Here is a 19,476-nt window from a genome sequence, read left to right as displayed (position 1 = left end):
GCCCGGCGATGACCTTCGCCACCGATCACCTGCTCTCCACGCATCGCCTCGCGCCGCCTCGCGTGCGCGCCATCCAGCATGCCCTGATGTGGATCGCGGGCGTCGGCGGCTCGCTGGTGTTCATCGAGCCGAGCCCCTACGAACTCGCGACGCTGGCTGGCATCATTTTCTTCTACGCCACCGGCCTGCGGATGCGCCCCGTGTTCCTGCCGCTGCTCATCATGCTGGTGATGCTGAATTTCGGCTACACAATCTGCTCGATCGATCTGATGGACCAGTCCCAGATCGTGAACTGGATCGCGACCTCGTGGTACATGGCGATCACCGCGTTCTTCTTCGCGCTGGTGCTTGCCGAAGATACCGAAAAGCGGCTCGACCTTCTGCAACGCGGCATGATTATCGGCGGCGTGATCGCGGGCGGCTCCGGCGTCGCCGGTTACTTCCATCTCGTGCCAGGCGGCTACGATCTGCTGACGCTGTACGGGCGCGCGCGCGGCACGTTCAAGGATCCGAACGTGCTGTCGGCCTTCCTCATCCTGCCCGCATTGCTCGCGCTGCAAAACGTCATCACGGCCCCGTTCTTCAAATCGCTCCGCAATGCGCTGGCGTTCGGCATCATCGCGCTCGCTCTGCTGCTGGCATTCTCGCGCGCCGCCTGGGGCCAACTCGTCTTCACATCGATCTTCATGGTGGCGCTGATGTACCTGACGAGCCGGTCGCGCTCGCAGCAAAGCCGCATCGTGCTGACCGCGATCGCCGCCGTCGCCGCGCTGGCGCTGGCACTCGCCGTGCTTCTGTCGTTTGATTCCATCGACAGCCTGTTCAAGGAACGCGCGAGCCTGCACCAGACTTACGACAGCGGCCGCTACGGCCGGTTCGGCCGCCATATCCTCGGCTTCCAGATGGCGCTCGACCTGCCATTCGGCATCGGCCCGTTGCAGTTCAGGCGGTTCTTCCCGGAGGACACGCATAATTCCTTCCTCAACGCCTTCATGTCAGGCGGCTGGATTTCCGGCATCCTGTTCCCGACGCTGGTCTTCGTCACGGTGGCGATGGGCTTCCGGCTGATTTTCGTGCGGGTGCCGTGGCAGCGCACCTATCTCGCATTCTTCTGCGCATTCCTTGGCACCGTCGGCGAAGCCTTCATCATCGACGTCGACCACTGGCGGCACTTCTGGCTGATGCTCGGTGCAATGTGGGGATTTGCCGCGGCGACCTACGAATACAAGACCCGCAGCATGGCCGCGCAAGGCGACGTCGGATTGTCACCGCCGTAGCGCGGGCAGCCGTATCGACGACAGGCGTTCACGCCATCTTCCGAACTGCGCCGTGAGGTTCGCCGGCGGATCGACCACCACGCCCTTGAGGATCATCCAGATACTCACGCCCGCAACAATCATCAGCATGGCGTACTGAACGACAATCGCACCGGGGCGCGAGACGCCGATGGTCGAGCAGGCATATCCCCCGATACGCACCACAAGAACGAGCAGGACAAGTGCCGAGACCGCAAAATTCCGTCCCTGTCGCGTCGTCCGTGGCGGGCCCAGAAAGGCGAACGCCAGAATCACGAACACGAACGGATAAAGACCGGCCAGCAAGCGGTCATGAAGCTCGGCGCGGAACTGGCCGAGGCTGCGCTGCGCAACGGCGTCATCCTTCGGCGGTGAAATCAGCTCGCCGATGAAACGCTCGCGGGCATTGTAGTTGTAAGTCTGCGGCGCCTGCGAGAACTGCGACATGTCGAAAGCGTAGCTCTTGAAGGCGACGATCAGGGGGTCCTTCTTGTCCGCCTGGAAGCGCTGCAGGTTGCCGTCGCTGAGCACCAGAAACGAGCCCTTGTCGGTCTTCTGCACCACGCCGTTTTGCGCCGTGATGTTGATGCGTTCCGCTGGATTGCGCTGATCGTCGATGAACACACCGGTCAGCACGCCGCCGGGCCTGCGCTCCTGCACGCGCAGCACCAACTTGTCGAGCCGGATGAACTGCCCCGGCTGCAACACGTTCGCGAGCACATCCGCGCCGATCTCGGTGTGCCAGCGCCGCAGCGCGCGCAGGCATTCCGGCGCAAGGAAGATCGCGAGGAAGGAAATCAGGCAGGCGACGATCACCGTCGAAACCATGAACGGACGCAGGAACCGCCACGGCGACAGCCCGGCGGCATTCATCACGATGACTTCGGAATCGGCCGAAAGACGGTTGAGCGTGTGCGTCACCGCCAAAAGCATCGCCAGAGGCGCGATGATCAACGCCAGCACCGGAATCGCAAGCCCGGTGATGCCGAGGAACACCAGCACGGTCTGGCCTTGCGCCGTCATCAGGTCGATGCCGCGCAACGCCTGCGTCACCCAGATCACACCGGTCAGCGATACCAGCACGATCAGGAACGACAACAGCGTCAGCCGCACCACATAGGCGTCGATCGCGCCCAGCAGACGGCGGGGAGATATGAGGGAGAGAACCGTCAGGGCAAGGTTCCTCTGTTGAGGGCACTTGTTTCGGAAATCCGGTTTTCCATCATCAACCCGCGAGCCATTGGCGAGGCGTCATCATAACGAAAATCCGCCACGCCCGCGATCAAACCGGAGGCACACCGCGGGGCGATGTCCTCCGCAGGCCAATTTTGGCTATAAAGCCCTGCACTTAAAATACAAGGCAAATCAACGTCATCCGGCACGCACAACTGCTAGCCGAACGGCTCGCCGCCGCCCGGCCAATGCCGCGATGATGAGCCAGCCTATCGCCGCAGCGAGATCGCAAGCCCGCTCAGATCGGCATTCACCATCAAGCCGGCCTGATGGCCCTGCATGGTCAGCACCGCACCCTTTTCGTTGGTCAGAACGATGGCGCTGACACCACGAACCGCCGCGACACCAGCACCTGCTGCGCCATAAACGCCCGCGACATCTGATGGCCTCGTGATGTTGCTGACCGTGCCGACAAGATCGGTCTTCGAGGCGCCGAACACGAGGCCCGCGCTCAGGCCACCGATCGACAGCGGATAGCGGCGGCCATGAAACACCAGCGTACCGCTTCCGCCCGAGGCGCCGATGAACCAGCCACCCTTGAGCACGGAGATACGGATCGTGCCGCTATCGGCGTGGGCCGCGGAGGCAAAACCCGCCCCAAGGACAACAGCCAATGCAACAACCCATTTTCGCAGCCGGATGGAGAGCATCGCTTTCACCTTCTGTTTTGCGCGGAAGAATCGGCACCGCTGATAACGAAGGATAAAGCGCCTTCAAGATTCGAAGCAACTGCAGGCACGATGGCTGGCGCCGGAAAAGCATGCCACCGCCGCGAGGCAGAACCCGGCAGCCCTACAAGTTGCTCTCGACATTCCTTTGAAAAATGGTCGGAGCGGCGGGATTTGAACCCACGACCCCTAGTCCCCCAGACTAGTGCGCTAACCGGGCTGCGCCACGCTCCGACGATGGGCACTGATTAGGGAAATTGGCGGCATAAGGCAAGGCGAGAACCGGGCAAAACGACCCCGGCTACCGCCAGATCAGGGCCGGAAACCGCGGCCTCACCTGGGCTGCCCATCCTTACGATACTCCGGATCGATCGCCGCTGCATTCCGCTCGATAAAGAACTTCGACGCGGCAGGCGTCAGATGGCCATTATCCCAGGAGGTCGGCTGTCCACCACTGTTTGGAACAGTAATCAGACAGCTATTGCCCTTGCAGAAGGTCGCGGCCGGTGAAATGAACGTCACGTTTTCCGCAGCGGCGACGCGCTTCACCATATTCTCTGCCGCGAATGTCCACCACTCAAGATAGGCTGAATCCCATTCCGGAATTTTATCCGGCGCGGCGGAGCGCTTGAAGATACTGAACTGGAAATCCCGCAGCGGAATCACGGATGGCGCGATCTTCCATTGCGGCATCTGCCCGATGACAACGATGTGTTGCACACCCGCCGCCTTCAGCCAGTCGATCGTTCGGGTCAGCCTTTTCGCATCAACCAAGGCATATTTGCCTGTGCCGTCATAGACTATCCATCGCGCCGCGATGATAACGGTATCCGGCCGCAACAACGGGATCTTTTGTCGCGCGAGCTCATTCGCATCGTCGCAATAACGCGGAAGCGGCGCCGAATTATCCGCCATCGGGGCACAGCTAAATGCGATATAGCGCGCGAGACGGAAGTCCCGCCGCTCCTGTTGCAGGGCCTGCAAGCCGGCAATCAGATGAAAGGCATGTGAATCGCCCCAGACCAGAACGAGCGGTGCACCGGCTGGTCCGATCCCGTCGCATTCGGCGGATGGCCTGGTCTCGGCGCCGTACACGCACACCTGAGCGGCGGCATCCTTGCCCGCATCGATTACACGCTTCTGGATCTCGCGCGGAAAACGGTCCGGGAAGCCGTCTTTCGCGTACACCACAAAACCCAGGGACCCGCAGACAGCAAGAAGAACGACAAGCGAAACCGCCTTGGTGGAGAGATGGCCGCCCGAGCGGAGCGGACGTTCGATAAACTTGTATGTGAGATGCGCAAGAACACCCGCCGCAACAATCAAGCCAATCGACATGATGACCGTCGGCTCTCTGTGGAAGCGGATGGTGCGGGCGAAAACCAGAAGCGGCCAATGCCACAGATAAAACGGGTAGCTGATCAGTCCGATATAGACCAGCGTGCGGTGACCCAGCATACGGTTCGCTCGCGCATTTTCGCCCGATGCAATCAGCAGAACCGTGCCGGCCACCGGCAACAACGCCCACCATCCAGGAAACGCCCTGTCGCGATCGACCACCATCATCGCTGTCGCGAGCAACAGCAATCCGACCCATCCCATCCACGACTTGCCGTGAACAAAACCACCGGCGCGGGCGTGAAGCAGTGCTAGAATTGCCCCCGACCCCAATTCCCAGAAACGGCCCAGCGGCAGAAAGAACGCGCCAACAGGATCGTTCGCGGTCTGCACGACATTGCCGCCAAACGACAGGATGGTCAGCCCGATCGCAATCGCGAGCGCCGCGCGGTGGCGCACCAGCAGCATCAGGATCAGCGGCCAGACCAGATAGAACTGCTCCTCCACACCCAGCGACCAGATGTGCAGCAGCGGGTTGAATTCCGCGCTCGGCGCGAAGTAGTTCTGTTGCAGAAATAACGCGATGTTGGCGATAAAGCCCGCCGATGCCGCCGTGTTGAGGCCCAGCGCGCGATAGGCATCGGGCAGCATGAACAGAAAGCCCATCCCCAGCGAGACAAGCAGAACGAGAATGAGCGCCGGAAAGATGCGCCTGATTCTTCGCCCATAGAACGTTGCGACGCTGAACCGGCCCGCGGCGACATCCTGTCGGATCAGGCTGGTGATCAGAAAGCCGGAAATGACGAAGAACACATCGACGCCGACGAAGCCGCCGCGAAATACCGCCGGAAAATAGTGAAAGCCGACGACGAACAGAACGGCAATCGCCCGCAGGCCATCCACGTCTCGTCGATATGGTAATGACACGTCGATCAATCCCGCAGGCGTGACAAGACCAATTCAGGCTGACTTGGAATCGTCATGCGTGGGCTTGCCCCACGCATCCATCTAAAAAGAGGAGTCTCTTCAAGCAGATGAATTGCCGGGTCAAGCCCGGTAATGGCGGGGCTCGGTTCCATTCAAAGTGAAACCACTCTAGTGTCCCGAATCCGAAGTTCGCCTCACTAGGCAGCATCTTCTACAGCGAACTTCTGAATCACCACGCTGGGCTGCCATGCCGTCAGCCGCCCATGGCCCTGTCGAGCAGAGCACGCGCGCTCAACAAATCATCGAGAACGGATTTCAACTTGGCCTGCCCGTCTCCATGAGCCCGTGTCTGCTGAGGCCCCTTCTGCTGCAGACTTTGACGCACGCCCGGCGGCGCATACGCATCGGCTCCGTTTTGATGCGCCGAAGCCTGCATGACGGCAGGTTTCGACACTGTCGCAACCGGCACTTCCGGAGCACGCCTGGCCGCAGCCGGCGGCATCGGGCCGATCCGCTCCGACATCGAAGGCACGAAATCCATCAAGGGCCGTAGCGGCGGGCTTTCGGTCTCAAGCTCGACCTCATTCGCCTCGTCGTCCATCTCCTCGGCGGCGTCGATCTCTGCCGTCTCGTCCTCGTCGAAGGCGAATTCACGTGCCTCGTGTTGCGGTGCAGCCTCGAATGAGGGACCAGACAAAGAGGCTGGCGCGAGCGCTGCCTCATCGAGATTCTGGACAGCCTTGACGCCATGCTCGCGCAGAATGCGCTGCACGCCACGGATGGTGTAACCCTCGCCGTACAGCAGGCGACGGATTCCGCGCAGCAGTTCCACATCGTCGGGCCGGTAGTACCGGCGGCCGCCGCTGCGTTTCATCGGCTTGATCTGAACGAAGCGCGTTTCCCAAAATCGCAGCACGTGAGCCGGGATATCGAGATCGTCAGCCACTTCGCTGATGGTCCGAAATGCGTCCGGTGCCTTTTCCAAAAGGCAAGCCCCCTGTCAGAATCACGGCATGAATCATCCCGCTTCTGAAAGGGTAACGCTTTTTCGGATTTTCGGAAACGATTCGGTGCTTGCTGGACGAACGGAGGGAAGTTGCCGGGCGCCTGCCGGGTCTAGCCCGCAGCCGCGCTGGCGACGGCCGATTCATCCTTGGTACCGGCACCGTTGTTGATGCGCTGCTTCAGGATTGCCGACGGCTTGAACACCATGACCCGGCGCGGCGAGATCGGGACCTCGGTCCCCGTCTTGGGGTTGCGGCCGATGCGCTCGCCCTTTTTGCGCACCATGAAGGAGCCGAACGAGGACAGCTTCACCGTTTCGCCCTTCTCAAGGCAGTCGGTGATCTCCTTGAGCACGAGTTCAACGAACGCAGCCGACTCTGTCCGCGACAGGCCGACCTTCTGGTAGACCGCCTCGCACAAATCGACTCGTGTGACCGTTTTTCCGCTCTCGCTCATGATCCGAACCCCAGCTACAGCGTGCAAATTATGCTTAAAAATAAGAGGTTAGTTGCAACGGGTCAACCATGCTCATCATGCAACCGCATGATATTCGGACATAATAATCCGCGGCATTCGACCTAAATTTTACCAACGCAACAGGGCCGAGCCCCAGGTGAACCCTCCGCCCATCGCTTCCAGCATCACCAGATCGCCTCGCTTGATGCGTCCGTCATCGGCTGCCGTCGCAAGCGCCAATGGAATGGAGGCCGCCGACGTATTGCCGTGCCGGTCGACGGTCAGCACCACTTTTTGCGGCGCGATATCGAGCTTCTTGGCCGACGCATCGATGATCCGCTTGTTCGCCTGATGCGGAACAAGCCAGTCGATGTCGTTAGCCGTTGTTCCTGTCGCGGCGAAAGCATCGACGATGACATCCGTGATCATGCCGACGGCGTGCTTGAACACCTCGCGGCCTTCCATGCGCAGATGGCCGACGGTCTGCGTCGAGGACGGACCGCCATCGACGTACAATTTGTCCTTGTGGGCACCATCCGAGCGTAGATGGGTGGTGAGAATGCCCCGGTCGGTACTGGTGCCGGCCTGCGGCTGCGCCTCGAGAACCACAGCCCCCGCCCCGTCGCCGAACAGCACGCAGGTGCCGCGGTCGTTCCAGTCGAGGATGCGGGAAAACGTCTCCGCGCCGATCACCAGCGCGCGCTTGTAGGCACCGGCCTTGAGGAAATTGTCGGCGGTCGCCAGCGCGAAAATGAAGCCGCTGCACACCGCCTGAAGGTCGAACGCAGCACCATGGTGGATGCCGAGGCCATTCTGGATCTGCACGGCGGTCGCGGGAAAGGTGTGGTCCGGCGTCGAGGTCGCGAGCACGATCAGGTCGATCGACTGCGCGTCGACTTTCGCGTCCGCGATCGCCGCCTGCGCCGCCTTGAGGCCGAGATGCGAGGTGAACTCGCCGTCCGCAGCGATGTGACGCTGGCGGATACCTGTGCGCTGGACAATCCATTCATCCGAGGTCTCGACCATGCCGGCAAGCTCGGCATTGGACATCACGCGCTCGGGCAAATACGCGCCATGGCCGATCACAACCGAACGCATCACACTCACGAAACAGCCTCCTGCGCGGTCGGCATAAGGGTCAGCGACCCGCCGTCACGGTTGAGAGTTTGATTGATCTTTGTCAGGAGATCGTAGCGGACCATCTCATAGCCAACATCCACGGCGGACGCAAAGCCCTCGGCATCGGTGCCGCCATGGCTTTTGATCACAACGCCGTTGAGGCCGAGAAACACCCCGCCATTGACCTTGCGCGGGTCCATCTTGTCCCGCAGGGCCTTGAAGGCGCTCTTGGCGAACAGATAGCCGAGCTTGGAGCGCCAGGTGCGGCTCATCGCGCTGCGCAGATATTCGGCGATCTGGCGCGCGGTACCTTCCGCCGTCTTCAGCGCGATGTTGCCGGAAAACCCTTCGGTGACGATCACGTCGGCGGCTCCCTTGCCAATGCCGTCGCCCTCGACGAAGCCGATGAAGTCCAGCTCCGGCAGGTTCATGGAGCGCAGCAACTCGGCCGCCTCCTTCACCTCCTCGACGCCCTTGACCTCCTCCACCCCGATGTTGAGCAGGCCCACCGTCGGTCGCTCGATGTCGAACAGCACCCGCGCCATCGCGCTGCCCATGATTGCGAGCGAGGCCAGATGGCGGGCGTCGCCGCCGATCGAGGCGCCGACATCGAGCACCACGGACTCGCTGCGGATCGTCGGCCACACGCAGGCGATAGCCGGGCGGTCGATGCCGGGCAGCATGCGCAGGTTGAAGCGCGACATCGCCATCAGCGCGCCGGTGTTGCCGGCGGATACGGCCACGTCGGCCTCACCCTTGCGCACGGCATCGAGCGCCAGCCACATCGAAGAGGTCTTGCGGCCACGGCGCAGCGCCTGGCTCGGCTTCTCCTCCATGGTGATGGCGACATCGGTGTGGACGACCTTTGAAGCCGCCTTGATGGCCGGATGGGCGTCGAGCTGCCGGTTGATCGCGGCGCTGTCGCCGAACAGGATGAATTCCGTGTCGGGATGCCGTGTCAGTGAGATTCCTGCGCCCGGAACCACCACGGGGGGGCCGAAATCGCCGCCCATGGCATCGAGCGCAATACGAACCTTCTGGGCCATGGCCGGTGTAAGAACCTGATTGTGCAGCAAGCCCGATGAGTTTGCGACTGATCGGAAAACGAACCGCGATTGGCAATGCGAGACGGCTAGTGAGGGACAGTCATACCGCCGTCCCGTCAACAATAGCCAGTTCAGAAGCCGATACAATATCTTGACCGGCCTGTCTCGCTCCTTGAATGGTGTGAATCAGTCCTTTTTCGACCTTTTTGGACCGCCCTTTGGCGCCTGCTGGAGGGCCTTCAGGGCCGCGAACGGGTGTTCCTCCGGGTCGGAGGTCTCAACGGTTGCGGTGAAAGCCACATCCGCCTTCCGGGGATAGGGGTCGATTCCAAGGAACAGCATCTCGGTCGCGAGCCGCCCGAGGTCGATGGCTCCGTTGACGATGATTTCCGGCGGGTCCGGCTCGTCCCCGTCGATATCCACCTTCGGCGGGGCTGCCGCAGCCGAATCCGGCTCGGCGAAAATAATGTCGATGTCTTCCTCGACCCGGTTTTCCAGAGGCTCCAGCGTCACCACGCAGTCCTGACCGATCAGGCCACTGACACGGCCTCGCGCCTGAATGGCTCCCCGGACGTGGGTGAGATGGAAACTCGCCTTAGCCTCCAGAATCTCCCGCACGCCCGCGACCTCCGCCAAGGCGGCGCGTTCGGCCGCATTGGCCGCGAAGGTGACATGCGACCCGGCAGCCGGGATCTTCGCCACCGCGACCGGGTGGCTCCAAGGATTATCGCGATGGGGCTGATGTCCGCTCATCCGGTTATCCTTCCGCCAAGCCGTTGGCAGGCGGAAACTGCCATTCGCCGCGCGCGAAAGCCGCCTGATCGACCGTGTTAAGCTGCGCCAGCGCTTCCCCTACATAGGTGGCAAGCCGCTCCGCGCTGGCTGCATTGGCCTCGTTGAATATGTTGCGGTTGAACGCGGCCGCCAGTTCCGCATGACCCGCATTGAGCGCCGCGTCGTAGGCAGCGGAGCGGCCATAAAAGGCCTCGCCGAACTTCTGCATCCGCTTCGGGACGGTGAGGTCGCCTACCCCCATCTCGCGCAGATTGTCGTCCATGTCGGTGCAAAAACGGTCGAACAGGTGTTGCGCCGGTTCTTCCCCAGCCGGGTCCTGCCGCAGCATCCGCAGCACCATCCACAGGTGCAGCAGCACCATGTCGAAGCGCCCGTCCACCGTGTCGGGAACATGGAGCCCAGCATAGAAGGCCGGCTGCCGGGCCTGCGCCACGATCATGCCATAGATGGCCTCGATGGTGCGCTGCGCCGGGGTCGATTTCTTGAGAAACGAGAACATCTTCCGATCCATTGACCTGCCCGCCAGTCCGGGCACGCGGTTCTGTGGTTGCAATGAAGCGTGCCGCCGGGTACGTCAACCGCTCCTGCGATGCAAGAACCTCGGGACTGCAAGAAAGGCCTTCGCCTGACATGACGTTTCGCGCCCTCACCCCCTCCTCCTATCCCCGTTCCCGCTCCATGTCGGGCACCCTTCGTGGCACCGTTGCCGCGCTGGCTCTCGGTCTGGTCCTCGTCGGATGTACCGGCGAGCAGTTCCAGAGGGGTTACATCCTGCCACCCGGCGCGCTGGAGCAAGTCCAGATCGGCGCGAGCCAGGATCAGGTGCTGGTGGTGCTGGGTACGCCTTCCACCGTCGCGACGCTGGACGGCGACGTGTTCTATTACATCTCGCAGCGCACGGAGCGGAAGGTCGCCTTCATGCACCAGCAGGTGATCGACCAGCGCGTCATCGCCGTCTATTTCGACAAGAACCGCACCGTCCGGCGCGTGGCAAACTACGGCCTGAAGGACGGCAAGATTTTCGACTTCATCAGCCGCACCACGCCGACCAGCGGCCAAGAGATCAGCTATCTTGCGCCGATCTTCAAGCTGATCAGGTTCCGCGACTGATTTTCGGTGACGTGCCGGTCGCGTTACACCGCGACCAGCCCGCGCGCGACGAAGTCGTAGCCCTGCTCCCAGCGGTCGTGCTGCTCAGTGCCTTCCGGATAGGGATTCTTACGCGGCTCGTGATTGAAGCGCGCGAGCTTCCCCTGCTCGAACGGATCGCTGTCGTCAGCTGCCATGGTTTCGCTCCCTGAGGTTTCGCTCCCTCATGCCGGTCACTTCCGGCCCTGACATCCAACGCAACAGGTATGTTCCGGTTTCCGACAGAGCGCTGAAATTTTCCGGGGGATTGCGAGCCGCGTCGTCTTCAAATTGTCGCAGTGTGCCGGGTCGTTCTGCGCAACAAAAAAGCCCGCGGCATGCCGCGGGCTTTTCGTCACTCTCGTATTGCTATCAATGCGCCAGGATCGCGAGCAGCAACAGTGCCACGATGTTGGTGATCTTGATCATCGGGTTCACGGCGGGGCCCGCCGTGTCCTTGTAGGGATCGCCTACGGTGTCGCCGGTCACGGCCGCCTTATGCGCGTCCGAACCCTTGCCGCCGAAGTGACCATCCTCGATGTACTTCTTGGCGTTGTCCCACGCGCCGCCGCCCGAGGTCATCGAGATCGCGACGAACAGGCCAGTGACGATCACACCGAGCAACATCGCGCCGACCGCGGAGAACGCAGCCGACTTGCCCGCCGCGCCGCCGCCCGCAATCGCATAGATCGCAAAGTAGACGATGATCGGCGACAGCACCGGCAGCAGCGACGGAATGATCATTTCCTTGATCGCAGCCTTGGTCAGCAGGTCCACGGCTTTGCCGTAGTCCGGCTTGTCGGTGCCCTGCATGATGCCCGGCTTCTCACGGAACTGACGGCGCACCTCTTCGACGATGGCGCCCGCCGCGCGGCCGACCGCCGTCATGCCCATCGCGCCGAACAGATACGGCAGCAGGCCACCAAACAGCAGGCCAACCACGACGTACGGGCTGTTGAGCGAGAAGTCCGGCGAAACGCCCTGGAAGTAAGGGTGATGGGCCGCATCCGAGATGAAGAACTTCAGGTCCTGATTGTAGGCCGCGAACAGCACCAGCGCGCCGAGACCGGCGGAGCCGATCGCGTAGCCCTTGGTGACGGCCTTGGTGGTGTTGCCGACCGCGTCGAGCGCGTCGGTCGCCTTGCGGACTTCCTTCGGAAGCCCCGCCATTTCCGCGATGCCGCCCGCGTTGTCCGTCACCGGGCCGAAGGCGTCGAGCGCGACGATCATGCCGGCCAGCGCCAGCATGGTGGTGGTCGCGATCGCGATGCCGAACAGGCCCGCGAGGCTGTAGGTGACGAGGATACCCGCGATGATGACGAGGGCGGGAAGTGCCGTCGATTCCATCGAGATCGCGAGACCCTGGATCACGTTGGTGCCGTGGCCCGTGACCGAGGACTGGGCAATCGACTTCACCGGGCGGAAGTCCGTGCCGGTGTAGTACTCGGTGATCCAGATGATGAGGCCGGTCACAGCAAGACCCGCGACGCCGCACAGGAACAGCGACATGCCGGTGTAGTTCACGCCCGCCAGCGGACCGAAGCCGATCAACTGGTGCACGACGATCGCCACGCCTGCGAGCGAGAGAATGCCGGTCGCGATCAGGCCCTTGTAGAGCGCGCCCATGATCGACTGGCTGGGACCAAGCTTGACGAAGAAGGTGCCGATGATCGAGGTGATAATGCAGATGCCGCCGATAGCGAGCGGCAGCGTCATCACCTGTGTCAGGATCGGCGTGTTGCCGAAGAAGATCGCGGCCAGCACCATGGTCGCGACCGAGGTCACGGCGTAGGTCTCGAACAGGTCCGCCGCCATGCCGGCGCAGTCGCCGACATTGTCGCCGACATTGTCCGCAATGGTCGCCGGGTTGCGCGGATCATCCTCGGGGATGCCCGCTTCAACCTTGCCGACGAGATCGCCGCCGACGTCCGCACCCTTGGTGAAGATGCCGCCGCCGAGACGGGCGAAGATCGAGATCAGCGATGCGCCGAAGCCGAGCGCCACCAGCGCGTCGATGACGATGCGATCATTTGGCTTCAGGCCGTGCTGCTGGGTCAGGTGCATGAAATAGAGCGTCACACCAAGGAGAGCGAGACCCGCCACCAGAAGGCCGGTGATCGCGCCCGCCTTGAAGGCAAGCTCAAGACCGCCCGCGAGCGACTTGGTCGCCGCCTGCGCGGTGCGGACGTTGGCGCGAACCGAGACGTTCATGCCGATGAATCCCGCAGCACCCGACAGCACCGCGCCGATCAGAAAGCCGACGGCAACCAGAATGCCGAGGAAGTAAGCAAGCAGCGCGAAGATCACGACGCCGACGATCGCGATCGTCATGTACTGACGGCGCAGATAAGCCTGCGCGCCTTCGCGCACCGCCGCCGCGATCTCCTGCATTCGCGCGCTCCCGGCATCGGCCCCCAGCACCGACGAGGTCGCCCACACCGCATAGACAATGGAAAGTGCTCCACAAAGCACGATCAACCACAAAGCTGTCATTGAAATGGCCCCTGATGTTCCCGAAAGACGGCCGTACTCCGCAGCACGCGGACGGCGTCAAAATGAGTGCAGCTCTCGGACGATCGCTTCCCCAATTCGGCGCGAACTCTGCCAAAATCATTTTGCGGACGCAATGATCCAGCCCATAGCCAAATCGTCCTGAAGTCTGGAAATGGCCTAATCCTTTAGGTGCAATGCATCAATTCTAGAAATGGCTGTAAGACAAGCGCTTCAGCGGCATCGGCATACCCGACGCGTCGAGAAAAACCGGGGCGGAAGTCCCGTTTTGCATGCGACCGATCGCAGCCACCGCAACGGCCGCACGCCCGGCTGCCTCGCGGAACGAGGCCCAGCGATTCTCCGGAATGGTGCAGAGAACCTCGTAATCGTCGCCGCCTGCGATCAACGTCTCCACGCCTGCCGTGCCAGCCGATAGAATCCGCCGCGCCGGATCGGAGAACGGTATCGTGGACACCTCCACCGTGGCCGATACTTTTGACGCCGCGCAAAGCTTGGCGAGATCGCCCGCAAGCCCATCCGAAATATCCATCGCGGCATTGGCGTGCGTGCGGATGGCTTCCGCCAGCGCGTTGCGCGGCTGCGGTATCCGGTAGCGCGCCACCAATGCGTCGCAGGCCGATGCATCGTCGAGCAGTTTCTTACCCTTGAGACAGGCGAGACCAAGCGCGGCGTCGCCTATGGTGCCCGTCACAACGATGATATCGCCGGGCTTCGCGCCATCACGGCGCACCATGGTGCCCGCGGGCAGCTTGCCGAAGATCGTCACCGAGATCATCAGCGGTCCCGGCGTGGAAACGGTGTCGCCGCCGAGCAGCGGACAGCCGAACGCCACCGCATCTTCACCAAGGGCTTTCACGAAAGGCTCAAGCCATGCCTCGCGGACATCGCGCAACGCCAGCGTCAGCACGAAACCGGCGGGCGCCGCTCCCTTCGCCGCGAGATCGGACAGGTTCACCCGCAACGCCTTCTGCGCGAGCGTGGCAGGCGGATCGTTGGGCAGGAAGTGGACGCCCTCGACGATGGCGTCGGTGGTGATGACGATATCCTCGCCCGAGGCCGCGAGGATCGCGGCATCGTCGATCAGCCCCAGCGCGCCTGCATGGGTTGCGAGCGGGCGAAAGTAACGGGCGATGAGATCGTCTTCCGCCGAGGCCATTCCCTAGCCTTTCGCGAATTCATCCGTGCGGAACTGCCGCGCGATCTGGTCGAGCACGGCATTCACCATCCCCGCCTCGTCGGCTTCGACAAAGGCATGCGCGACATCGACATATTCCTTGATGACGACGCGCGCCGGAACGTCCTTGCGGTGGCCCAACTCATATGCGCCAGCACGCAACGTCGCGCGCAGGATCGCCTCGATCCGCTTCAGTGGCCAGCCGCGCGTAAGCGCCTCGTCCAGCATCGGATCGATCTTGCCCTGATCGCGGACCACGCCGGACACGACATCGCGGAAGAATGCGGCTTCCGCCGGCAGATATTCGTCGCCCTCGACCTCGTTGCCGAGCCAGTGGCTTTCAAACTCAGCGAAGATATCGTTGATGCCTGCGCCTGCGATGTCCATCTGGTACAGCGCCTGCACGGCCGCGAGCCGCGCAGCCCCGCGCCGATTCGCCTTGCCTTCAGTGCCTTTCGGAGCCGCTATTTTAGGAGGTTTGGCCATCACGGCTTCGCCAGCTTGCGCTTGATGCGGATCATCTGGATCGCGGCGCGCGCGGCGTCGCCGCCCTTGTTGAGCTTGTTGGGACGGGCGCGTTCCCACGCCTGTTCCTCGTTGTTCACGGTGATGATGCCGTTGCCGAGCGGCACGCTGCGAGACACTGACAGGTCCATCAGGCCGCGCGAAGATTCCATCGACACGATCTCGAAATGGATAGTGTCGCCACGGATCACGCAGCCAAGTGCCACCGCGCCGTCATAGGGGCGGCCGTTCTTCTTCGCGGCATCGAGCGCGATCGCAATCGCGGCGGGAATTTCCAGCGCGCCCGGCACGCTGAGAATATCGTAACCGACGCCGGCGGCATCGAGTTCGACCCGCGCGCCTTCGAGCAACGCATCCTGAATATCATCGTAGAACCGCGCCTCGACGATCACCACGCGGGCGTCGCTGATGTCGGTCTTGTCGTCCAATTGAGCCCGGCGGGGGGTGGCCATCGATCAGTCCGTCAAAGTGAATATTTGCAAGGGGTTGTAGTCGCCGTGGCACATAAAGCAAGCGGCTATCGCATCTCCGAAAGACGCGCTGCGTAGCGGGCCATGACGTCGATTTCGAGGTTGACCTCGCTGCCCACCTGCCAGCCCTGCAGCGTCGTCACCTGCAGGGTGTGCGGGATGATGAGCACCGAGAAAATGTCCCCGACCGCCTTGTTCACGGTCAATGAAACGCCATCGAGCGTCACCGATCCCTTGGCGGCAATGAACTTCGCAAGCTCGTGCGGCGCGCGCAGCTCAAAACACGCCATGTCCGGCAGGTTTTCGCGCACAACAATGGTGGCGATGCCATCGACATGGCCCGATACAATATGGCCGCCAAGTTCGTCGCCGATCTTCAGCGCGCGTTCGAGATTGAGGCGTCCGCCCTCGTGCCAGTTCTTCGCGCTGGTCATGCGTAGCGTCTCCGCCGCCGCATCGACCTCGAACCATGTTCGCCCTGCCTCGACACCGGAACGCACCACCGTCAGGCAGACGCCATTGCACGCAATGGATGCGCCATCGGCGATGGTTGTCTGATCGTAAGCGCAACCGATCCGCAGACGATGCAACTGCCCCTGCGCGGTGGGCTTGATGGAGAGGATATCGCCGACGTCGGTGATGATGCCTGTGAACATGAACAACTACTCTTTCAGACGGAGCCGGCGCGACGATAAACCGTCAGCCTGTCGTCTCCGAACCTTTCCGTTTCATCCGCAAGCCAGCCGGACGCGACGGCCGTTTTCAGATCCTGCCCATCCAGCGCGGCCACGCCATCGCTGCCGATGCTTTTCATGCCCTGAAACAGCCAGAACTCATCCACCAGACCGGCTTTCAGGAAAGACGATGCCACCTTCGCGCCGCCCTCGACCAGAAGCCGCGTGATCCCCTGCGCCGACAATGTATGCAACACGGCCTTCAGATCGAGCCCCGGCTGGTGATCGTCTACGGCCAGATGAAACACATGGGCACCGGCAGCGCCGAGTTTCGTCGCGGCCGCGGCTTCCGCCGTCTCGGAAGCGATGAGCCAGAGTGGTGTGGTCCGTGCCGAATGCACAAGGCGACTATTGCCTGAGAGCCGCAGCGCGCGGTCGAGCACCACGCGCACCGGCGAGCGACGCTCCATCCCCGGCAGGCGGCAGGTCAGCATCGGATCGTCCGCCATTGCGGTGCCGATCCCGATCAGAATCGCATCGTTTTGCGCGCGCAACAGATGCACCCGCACGCTCGCGGCCTCGCCCGTGATTTGAACCGGCTTATGTCCCGCGGCGGCGATCCTGCCATCGGCGGAAACGGCGAGTTTCAGCGTCACATAAGGGCGCTGCTTGTGCACGCGCAGGAAATGCCCCGCGTGGGCGCGCGCGGCCTCGTCACGGCATAGTCCGACATCGACCTGAATGCCCGCGTCGCGCAGCCGTGCGTGCCCCTGTCCTCCCACCTGCGAATTGGGATCTTCGATCGCCGATACCACGCGCGCGATTCCGGCTGCGATGATGGCGTCCGCGCAGGGCGGCGATTTGCCGTGATGCGAGCATGGCTCGAGCGTCACGTAGAGCGTCGCGCCCCTGGCCGCTTCGCCCGCGCGTTGCAGCGCCACCGGCTCCGCGTGCGGACGGCCGCCGGGCTGCGTCCAGCCGCGCCCGAGAATAACGCCGTCCTTCACCACGACCGCGCCCACAGCGGGATTGGGCCAGGTTCGTCCCTGCCCGCGCCGTCCGAGCGCGAGCGCAAGCTGCATGAAGCGATGGTCTTCCGGAGTGAAGGCCGCCGAGGCGCCGGCGGTCATTTTCGCACGTTCGCCGGCACACCTTCGTCCGACAATTCGCCGAGCACGGCCTCGAAATCCTTCGCCTCGCGGAAATCGCGATAGACCGAGGCGAAGCGCACATAGGCGACGTCGTCGAGCTGACGCAGATGCTCCATTACGATTTCGCCAATCGCCTCCGATGAGACTTCCGCCTCGCCGCCGCTTTCAAGCTCCCGCACGATGGTGGACACCATCTTCTCGACCCGCTCAGGATCGACCGGGCGCTTGCGCAAACTGATCTGCAGCGAACGCACCAGCTTGTCGCGGTCGAACGGCACCCTCCGCCCGTTGCGCTTGATGACGGTGAGTTCGCGCAACTGCACGCGCTCGAACGTCGTGAAGCGGAAATTGCACGCGAGGCACACGCGGCGGCGGCGGATCACGGAGGAATCCTCCGTGGGCCGTGAATCTTTCACCTGCGTATCGAGACTGCTGCAGCTTGGGCAACGCATACGTAGGCCGCCTCTCGCGTTTGATTACGAATAGATCGGGAAACGATCGGTCAGTTCACGCACCCGCTTCTTGACCTGCTCCTCGACGCCCGGCGCGGCACCATCCGGCGACTGCGCAACCGCGTTGAGCACTTCGGCGATCAACGCACCGACCTGCTTGAATTCGGCGACGCCGAAACCGCGCGTGGTGGTCGCAGGCGTGCCGAGGCGCAGGCCCGAGGTCACGAACGGCTTCTCGGGGTCGAACGGGATGCCGTTTTTGTTGCAGGTCAGGCCCGAGCGCACCAGCGCGCGCTCCGAGATGTTGCCCTTCAGGCCCTTCGGGCGAAGGTCGACCAGCATCAGGTGATTGTCGGTGCCGCCCGAGACGATCTCGAAGCCGTGGCCGCGCAGCGATTCCGCAAGCGCCTTCGCGTTTTCGACGACGTTCTTCGCGTAAACCTTGAAGTCCGGCTGCAGCGCTTCCTTGAACGCCACCGCCTTGGCGGCGATGACGTGCATCAGCGGGCCGCCCTGCAGGCCGGGGAAGATCGCCGAATTGATCTTCTTGGCGATCTCCTCGTCGTTGGTGAGGATCAGGCCGCCACGCGGGCCGCGCAGCGACTTGTGCGTGGTGGTGGTGGTGACGTGGGCGTGCGGCACTGGCGAGGCATGCACCCCACCCGCCACGAGGCCTGCGAAGTGCGCCATGTCCACCATGAAATACGCGCCGACGCTGTCGGCGATCTCGCGGAAGCGCTTGAAGTCCCACGCCCGCGAATAGGCCGAGCCGCCCGCGATGATGAGCTTCGGCTTCACTTCCTGCGCCTGCTTTGCGACCGCATCCATATCGATGAGCTGATCCTCGCGCCGCACGGTGTAGTGCTTCGGCGTGAACCACTTGCCCGACATGTTCACCGGCGCACCGTGGGTGAGATGGCCACCCGCGGCAAGATCGAGGCCCATGAAGGTATCGCCGGGCTGCAACAACGCCAGGAACACCGCCTGGTTCATCTGGCTGCCGGAGTTCGGCTGCACGTTGGCGAAGTTCGCGCCGAACAGCTTCTTGGCGCGCTCGATCGCCAGCGTTTCCACCACGTCGACCCATTCGCAACCGCCGTAATAGCGCTTGCCCGGATAGCCTTCCGCGTACTTGTTGGTGAGCACCGAGCCCTGCGCCTCGAGCACGGCGCGGCTGACGATATTTTCGGACGCGATCAGCTCGATCTCATGCTGCTGGCGGCCGAGTTCGCCCTTGATGGCATCGGCGATCTCGGAATCAGCCTGGCCGAGCGTGGCGGTGAAGAAGGTGTTTGGAGCGGAAGCGGTTTTCGCGGAAGACGGCATTGGAAGAATGATCTCCACCGCGGCCGCCGGGCGGCGCGGTCAGGTGAGAATGAAAGCGAAAGAAAGCGCTGCGGGCATACCATATGTGGTCCCGAGGGCCAAGTTTGGGCGGCGGAAGGGGCTATATGCTAAAAAGATAGTGGGGCCGCCACCGGCGCGGAACGCCGGAATCCCGGCCAC

21 protein-coding genes and 1 tRNA gene are annotated in these 19,476 nt (G+C 62.8%); 2 read left to right on the top strand and 20 right to left on the bottom strand.

Annotated elements, in window-relative coordinates:
* Positions 1–8 precede the first annotated feature (8 nt).
* A complete protein-coding gene (locus AC1RNA_RS11570) occupies positions 9–1,277 on the top strand; it encodes an O-antigen ligase family protein (protein ID WP_492951136.1) in 1,269 nt (422 codons plus the stop codon).
* On the opposite strand, the gene lptF is transcribed toward AC1RNA_RS11570, so the two are convergent.
* From lptF to AC1RNA_RS11515, 11 genes are all read right to left on the bottom strand, one after another.
* Positions 1,266–2,432, bottom strand: coding sequence for an LPS export ABC transporter permease LptF (lptF, locus tag AC1RNA_RS11565; protein WP_492951215.1), 1,167 nt, complete (start codon positions 2,430–2,432; stop codon positions 1,266–1,268). The two genes, AC1RNA_RS11570 and lptF, sit on opposite strands and share 12 nt — an antisense overlap.
* A 32-nt stretch (positions 2,433–2,464) precedes the next feature.
* Positions 2,465–2,677: a hypothetical protein gene (locus AC1RNA_RS11560; RefSeq protein ID WP_156186829.1), complete on the bottom strand. Its 213-nt coding sequence runs from the start codon at positions 2,675–2,677 to the stop codon at positions 2,465–2,467.
* Positions 2,678–2,737: 60 nt separating this feature from the next.
* On the bottom strand, positions 2,738–3,178 hold the full coding sequence (locus AC1RNA_RS11555; protein ID WP_048755927.1) for a lipid-binding SYLF domain-containing protein: 441 nt from the start codon (positions 3,176–3,178) through the stop codon (positions 2,738–2,740).
* Positions 3,179–3,352: 174 nt separating this feature from the next.
* Positions 3,353–3,430: transfer RNA gene (locus AC1RNA_RS11550), tRNA-Pro, on the bottom strand.
* Positions 3,431–3,529: 99 nt separating this feature from the next.
* On the bottom strand, positions 3,530–5,461 hold the full coding sequence (locus tag AC1RNA_RS11545) for an acyltransferase family protein (RefSeq protein WP_492951135.1): 1,932 nt from the start codon (positions 5,459–5,461) through the stop codon (positions 3,530–3,532).
* Between the two features lie 253 nt (positions 5,462–5,714).
* Positions 5,715–6,446, bottom strand: coding sequence for a MerR family transcriptional regulator (locus AC1RNA_RS11540; protein ID WP_492951134.1), 732 nt, complete (start codon positions 6,444–6,446; stop codon positions 5,715–5,717).
* Positions 6,447–6,577: 131 nt separating this feature from the next.
* On the bottom strand, positions 6,578–6,922 hold the full coding sequence (locus tag AC1RNA_RS11535) for an integration host factor subunit alpha (RefSeq protein ID WP_009340834.1): 345 nt from the start codon (positions 6,920–6,922) through the stop codon (positions 6,578–6,580).
* Positions 6,923–7,051: 129 nt separating this feature from the next.
* On the bottom strand, positions 7,052–8,029 hold the full coding sequence (locus AC1RNA_RS11530; protein ID WP_492951133.1) for a beta-ketoacyl-ACP synthase III: 978 nt from the start codon (positions 8,027–8,029) through the stop codon (positions 7,052–7,054).
* Complete coding sequence (plsX, locus tag AC1RNA_RS11525) at positions 8,026–9,087, bottom strand: phosphate acyltransferase PlsX (RefSeq protein WP_009340837.1); 1,062 nt, start codon at positions 9,085–9,087, stop codon at positions 8,026–8,028. The genes AC1RNA_RS11530 and plsX overlap by 4 nt, the downstream gene beginning before the upstream one ends.
* 186 nt (positions 9,088–9,273) lie before the next feature.
* A complete protein-coding gene (locus AC1RNA_RS11520) occupies positions 9,274–9,840 on the bottom strand; it encodes a YceD family protein (RefSeq protein WP_492951132.1) in 567 nt (188 codons plus the stop codon).
* A 4-nt stretch (positions 9,841–9,844) separates the two neighbouring features.
* On the bottom strand, positions 9,845–10,381 hold the full coding sequence (locus AC1RNA_RS11515; RefSeq protein WP_492951131.1) for a ubiquinol-cytochrome C chaperone family protein: 537 nt from the start codon (positions 10,379–10,381) through the stop codon (positions 9,845–9,847).
* Positions 10,382–10,560: 179 nt separating this feature from the next.
* Between AC1RNA_RS11515 and AC1RNA_RS11510 the strand changes: the two genes are divergently transcribed.
* A complete protein-coding gene (locus AC1RNA_RS11510) occupies positions 10,561–10,992 on the top strand; it encodes an outer membrane protein assembly factor BamE (protein WP_048755923.1) in 432 nt (143 codons plus the stop codon).
* Between the two features lie 23 nt (positions 10,993–11,015).
* Here the strand turns inward: AC1RNA_RS11510 and AC1RNA_RS11505 are convergent, their stop codons facing one another.
* The 9 genes from AC1RNA_RS11505 to glyA form a co-directional block, all read right to left on the bottom strand.
* Positions 11,016–11,168, bottom strand: coding sequence for a hypothetical protein (locus AC1RNA_RS11505; RefSeq protein WP_009340844.1), 153 nt, complete (start codon positions 11,166–11,168; stop codon positions 11,016–11,018).
* Between the two features lie 214 nt (positions 11,169–11,382).
* A complete protein-coding gene (locus AC1RNA_RS11500; RefSeq protein WP_492951130.1) occupies positions 11,383–13,503 on the bottom strand; it encodes a sodium-translocating pyrophosphatase in 2,121 nt (706 codons plus the stop codon).
* Between the two features lie 205 nt (positions 13,504–13,708).
* Complete coding sequence (thiL, locus tag AC1RNA_RS11495) at positions 13,709–14,680, bottom strand: thiamine-phosphate kinase (protein WP_492951129.1); 972 nt, start codon at positions 14,678–14,680, stop codon at positions 13,709–13,711.
* 3 nt (positions 14,681–14,683) lie between these two features.
* Positions 14,684–15,184, bottom strand: a complete 501-nt coding sequence (gene nusB / locus AC1RNA_RS11490; RefSeq protein ID WP_009340849.1) for a transcription antitermination factor NusB — start codon at positions 15,182–15,184, stop codon at positions 14,684–14,686.
* Entirely contained in the window at positions 15,184–15,675 is a 492-nt protein-coding gene (gene ribH, locus AC1RNA_RS11485; RefSeq protein WP_492951128.1) for a 6,7-dimethyl-8-ribityllumazine synthase, read from the bottom strand. Before ribH ends, nusB begins: the two co-directional genes overlap by 1 nt.
* A gap of 65 nt (positions 15,676–15,740) precedes the next feature.
* Positions 15,741–16,349 carry a riboflavin synthase gene (locus AC1RNA_RS11480; RefSeq protein WP_492951127.1) on the bottom strand — a complete coding sequence of 203 codons (609 nt, stop codon included), beginning with the start codon at positions 16,347–16,349 and terminating at the stop codon, positions 15,741–15,743.
* A gap of 14 nt (positions 16,350–16,363) precedes the next feature.
* On the bottom strand, positions 16,364–17,497 hold the full coding sequence (gene ribD / locus AC1RNA_RS11475) for a bifunctional diaminohydroxyphosphoribosylaminopyrimidine deaminase/5-amino-6-(5-phosphoribosylamino)uracil reductase RibD (RefSeq protein WP_492951126.1): 1,134 nt from the start codon (positions 17,495–17,497) through the stop codon (positions 16,364–16,366).
* Positions 17,494–17,970, bottom strand: coding sequence for a transcriptional regulator NrdR (gene nrdR / locus AC1RNA_RS11470; RefSeq protein WP_009340854.1), 477 nt, complete (start codon positions 17,968–17,970; stop codon positions 17,494–17,496). The genes ribD and nrdR overlap by 4 nt, the downstream gene beginning before the upstream one ends.
* Before the next feature lie 24 nt (positions 17,971–17,994).
* Complete coding sequence (glyA, locus tag AC1RNA_RS11465) at positions 17,995–19,296, bottom strand: serine hydroxymethyltransferase (protein WP_492951125.1); 1,302 nt, start codon at positions 19,294–19,296, stop codon at positions 17,995–17,997.
* Between the last annotated feature and the right edge of the window lie 180 nt (positions 19,297–19,476).

The organism is Afipia sp. GW821-FHT14H12 (assembly GCF_058803465.1).
Note: the sequence above shows the minus strand (reverse complement) of the source record. Positions and strands in the feature narration are given on the sequence as shown.

Excerpts from the sequence above, each read along its gene's own strand:
- AC1RNA_RS11570 (WP_492951136.1), top strand. The coding sequence starts at position 9 with ATGACCTTCGCCACCGATCACCTGCTCTCCACGCATCGCCTCGCGCCG.
- AC1RNA_RS11555 (WP_048755927.1), bottom strand. The coding sequence starts at position 3,178 with ATGCTCTCCATCCGGCTGCGAAAATGGGTTGTTGCATTGGCTGTTGTC.
- AC1RNA_RS11535 (WP_009340834.1), bottom strand. The coding sequence starts at position 6,922 with ATGAGCGAGAGCGGAAAAACGGTCACACGAGTCGATTTGTGCGAGGCG.
- plsX (WP_009340837.1), bottom strand. The coding sequence starts at position 9,087 with ATGGCCCAGAAGGTTCGTATTGCGCTCGATGCCATGGGCGGCGATTTC.
- AC1RNA_RS11520 (WP_492951132.1), bottom strand. The coding sequence starts at position 9,840 with ATGAGCGGACATCAGCCCCATCGCGATAATCCTTGGAGCCACCCGGTC.
- AC1RNA_RS11515 (WP_492951131.1), bottom strand. The coding sequence starts at position 10,381 with ATGTTCTCGTTTCTCAAGAAATCGACCCCGGCGCAGCGCACCATCGAG.
- AC1RNA_RS11510 (WP_048755923.1), top strand. The coding sequence starts at position 10,561 with ATGTCGGGCACCCTTCGTGGCACCGTTGCCGCGCTGGCTCTCGGTCTG.
- AC1RNA_RS11505 (WP_009340844.1), bottom strand. The coding sequence starts at position 11,168 with ATGGCAGCTGACGACAGCGATCCGTTCGAGCAGGGGAAGCTCGCGCGC.
- AC1RNA_RS11500 (WP_492951130.1), bottom strand. The coding sequence starts at position 13,503 with ATGACAGCTTTGTGGTTGATCGTGCTTTGTGGAGCACTTTCCATTGTC.
- thiL (WP_492951129.1), bottom strand. The coding sequence starts at position 14,680 with ATGGCCTCGGCGGAAGACGATCTCATCGCCCGTTACTTTCGCCCGCTC.
- nusB (WP_009340849.1), bottom strand. The coding sequence starts at position 15,184 with ATGGCCAAACCTCCTAAAATAGCGGCTCCGAAAGGCACTGAAGGCAAG.
- ribH (WP_492951128.1), bottom strand. The coding sequence starts at position 15,675 with ATGGCCACCCCCCGCCGGGCTCAATTGGACGACAAGACCGACATCAGC.
- AC1RNA_RS11480 (WP_492951127.1), bottom strand. The coding sequence starts at position 16,349 with ATGTTCACAGGCATCATCACCGACGTCGGCGATATCCTCTCCATCAAG.
- ribD (WP_492951126.1), bottom strand. The coding sequence starts at position 17,497 with ATGACCGCCGGCGCCTCGGCGGCCTTCACTCCGGAAGACCATCGCTTC.
- nrdR (WP_009340854.1), bottom strand. The coding sequence starts at position 17,970 with ATGCGTTGCCCAAGCTGCAGCAGTCTCGATACGCAGGTGAAAGATTCA.
- glyA (WP_492951125.1), bottom strand. The coding sequence starts at position 19,296 with ATGCCGTCTTCCGCGAAAACCGCTTCCGCTCCAAACACCTTCTTCACC.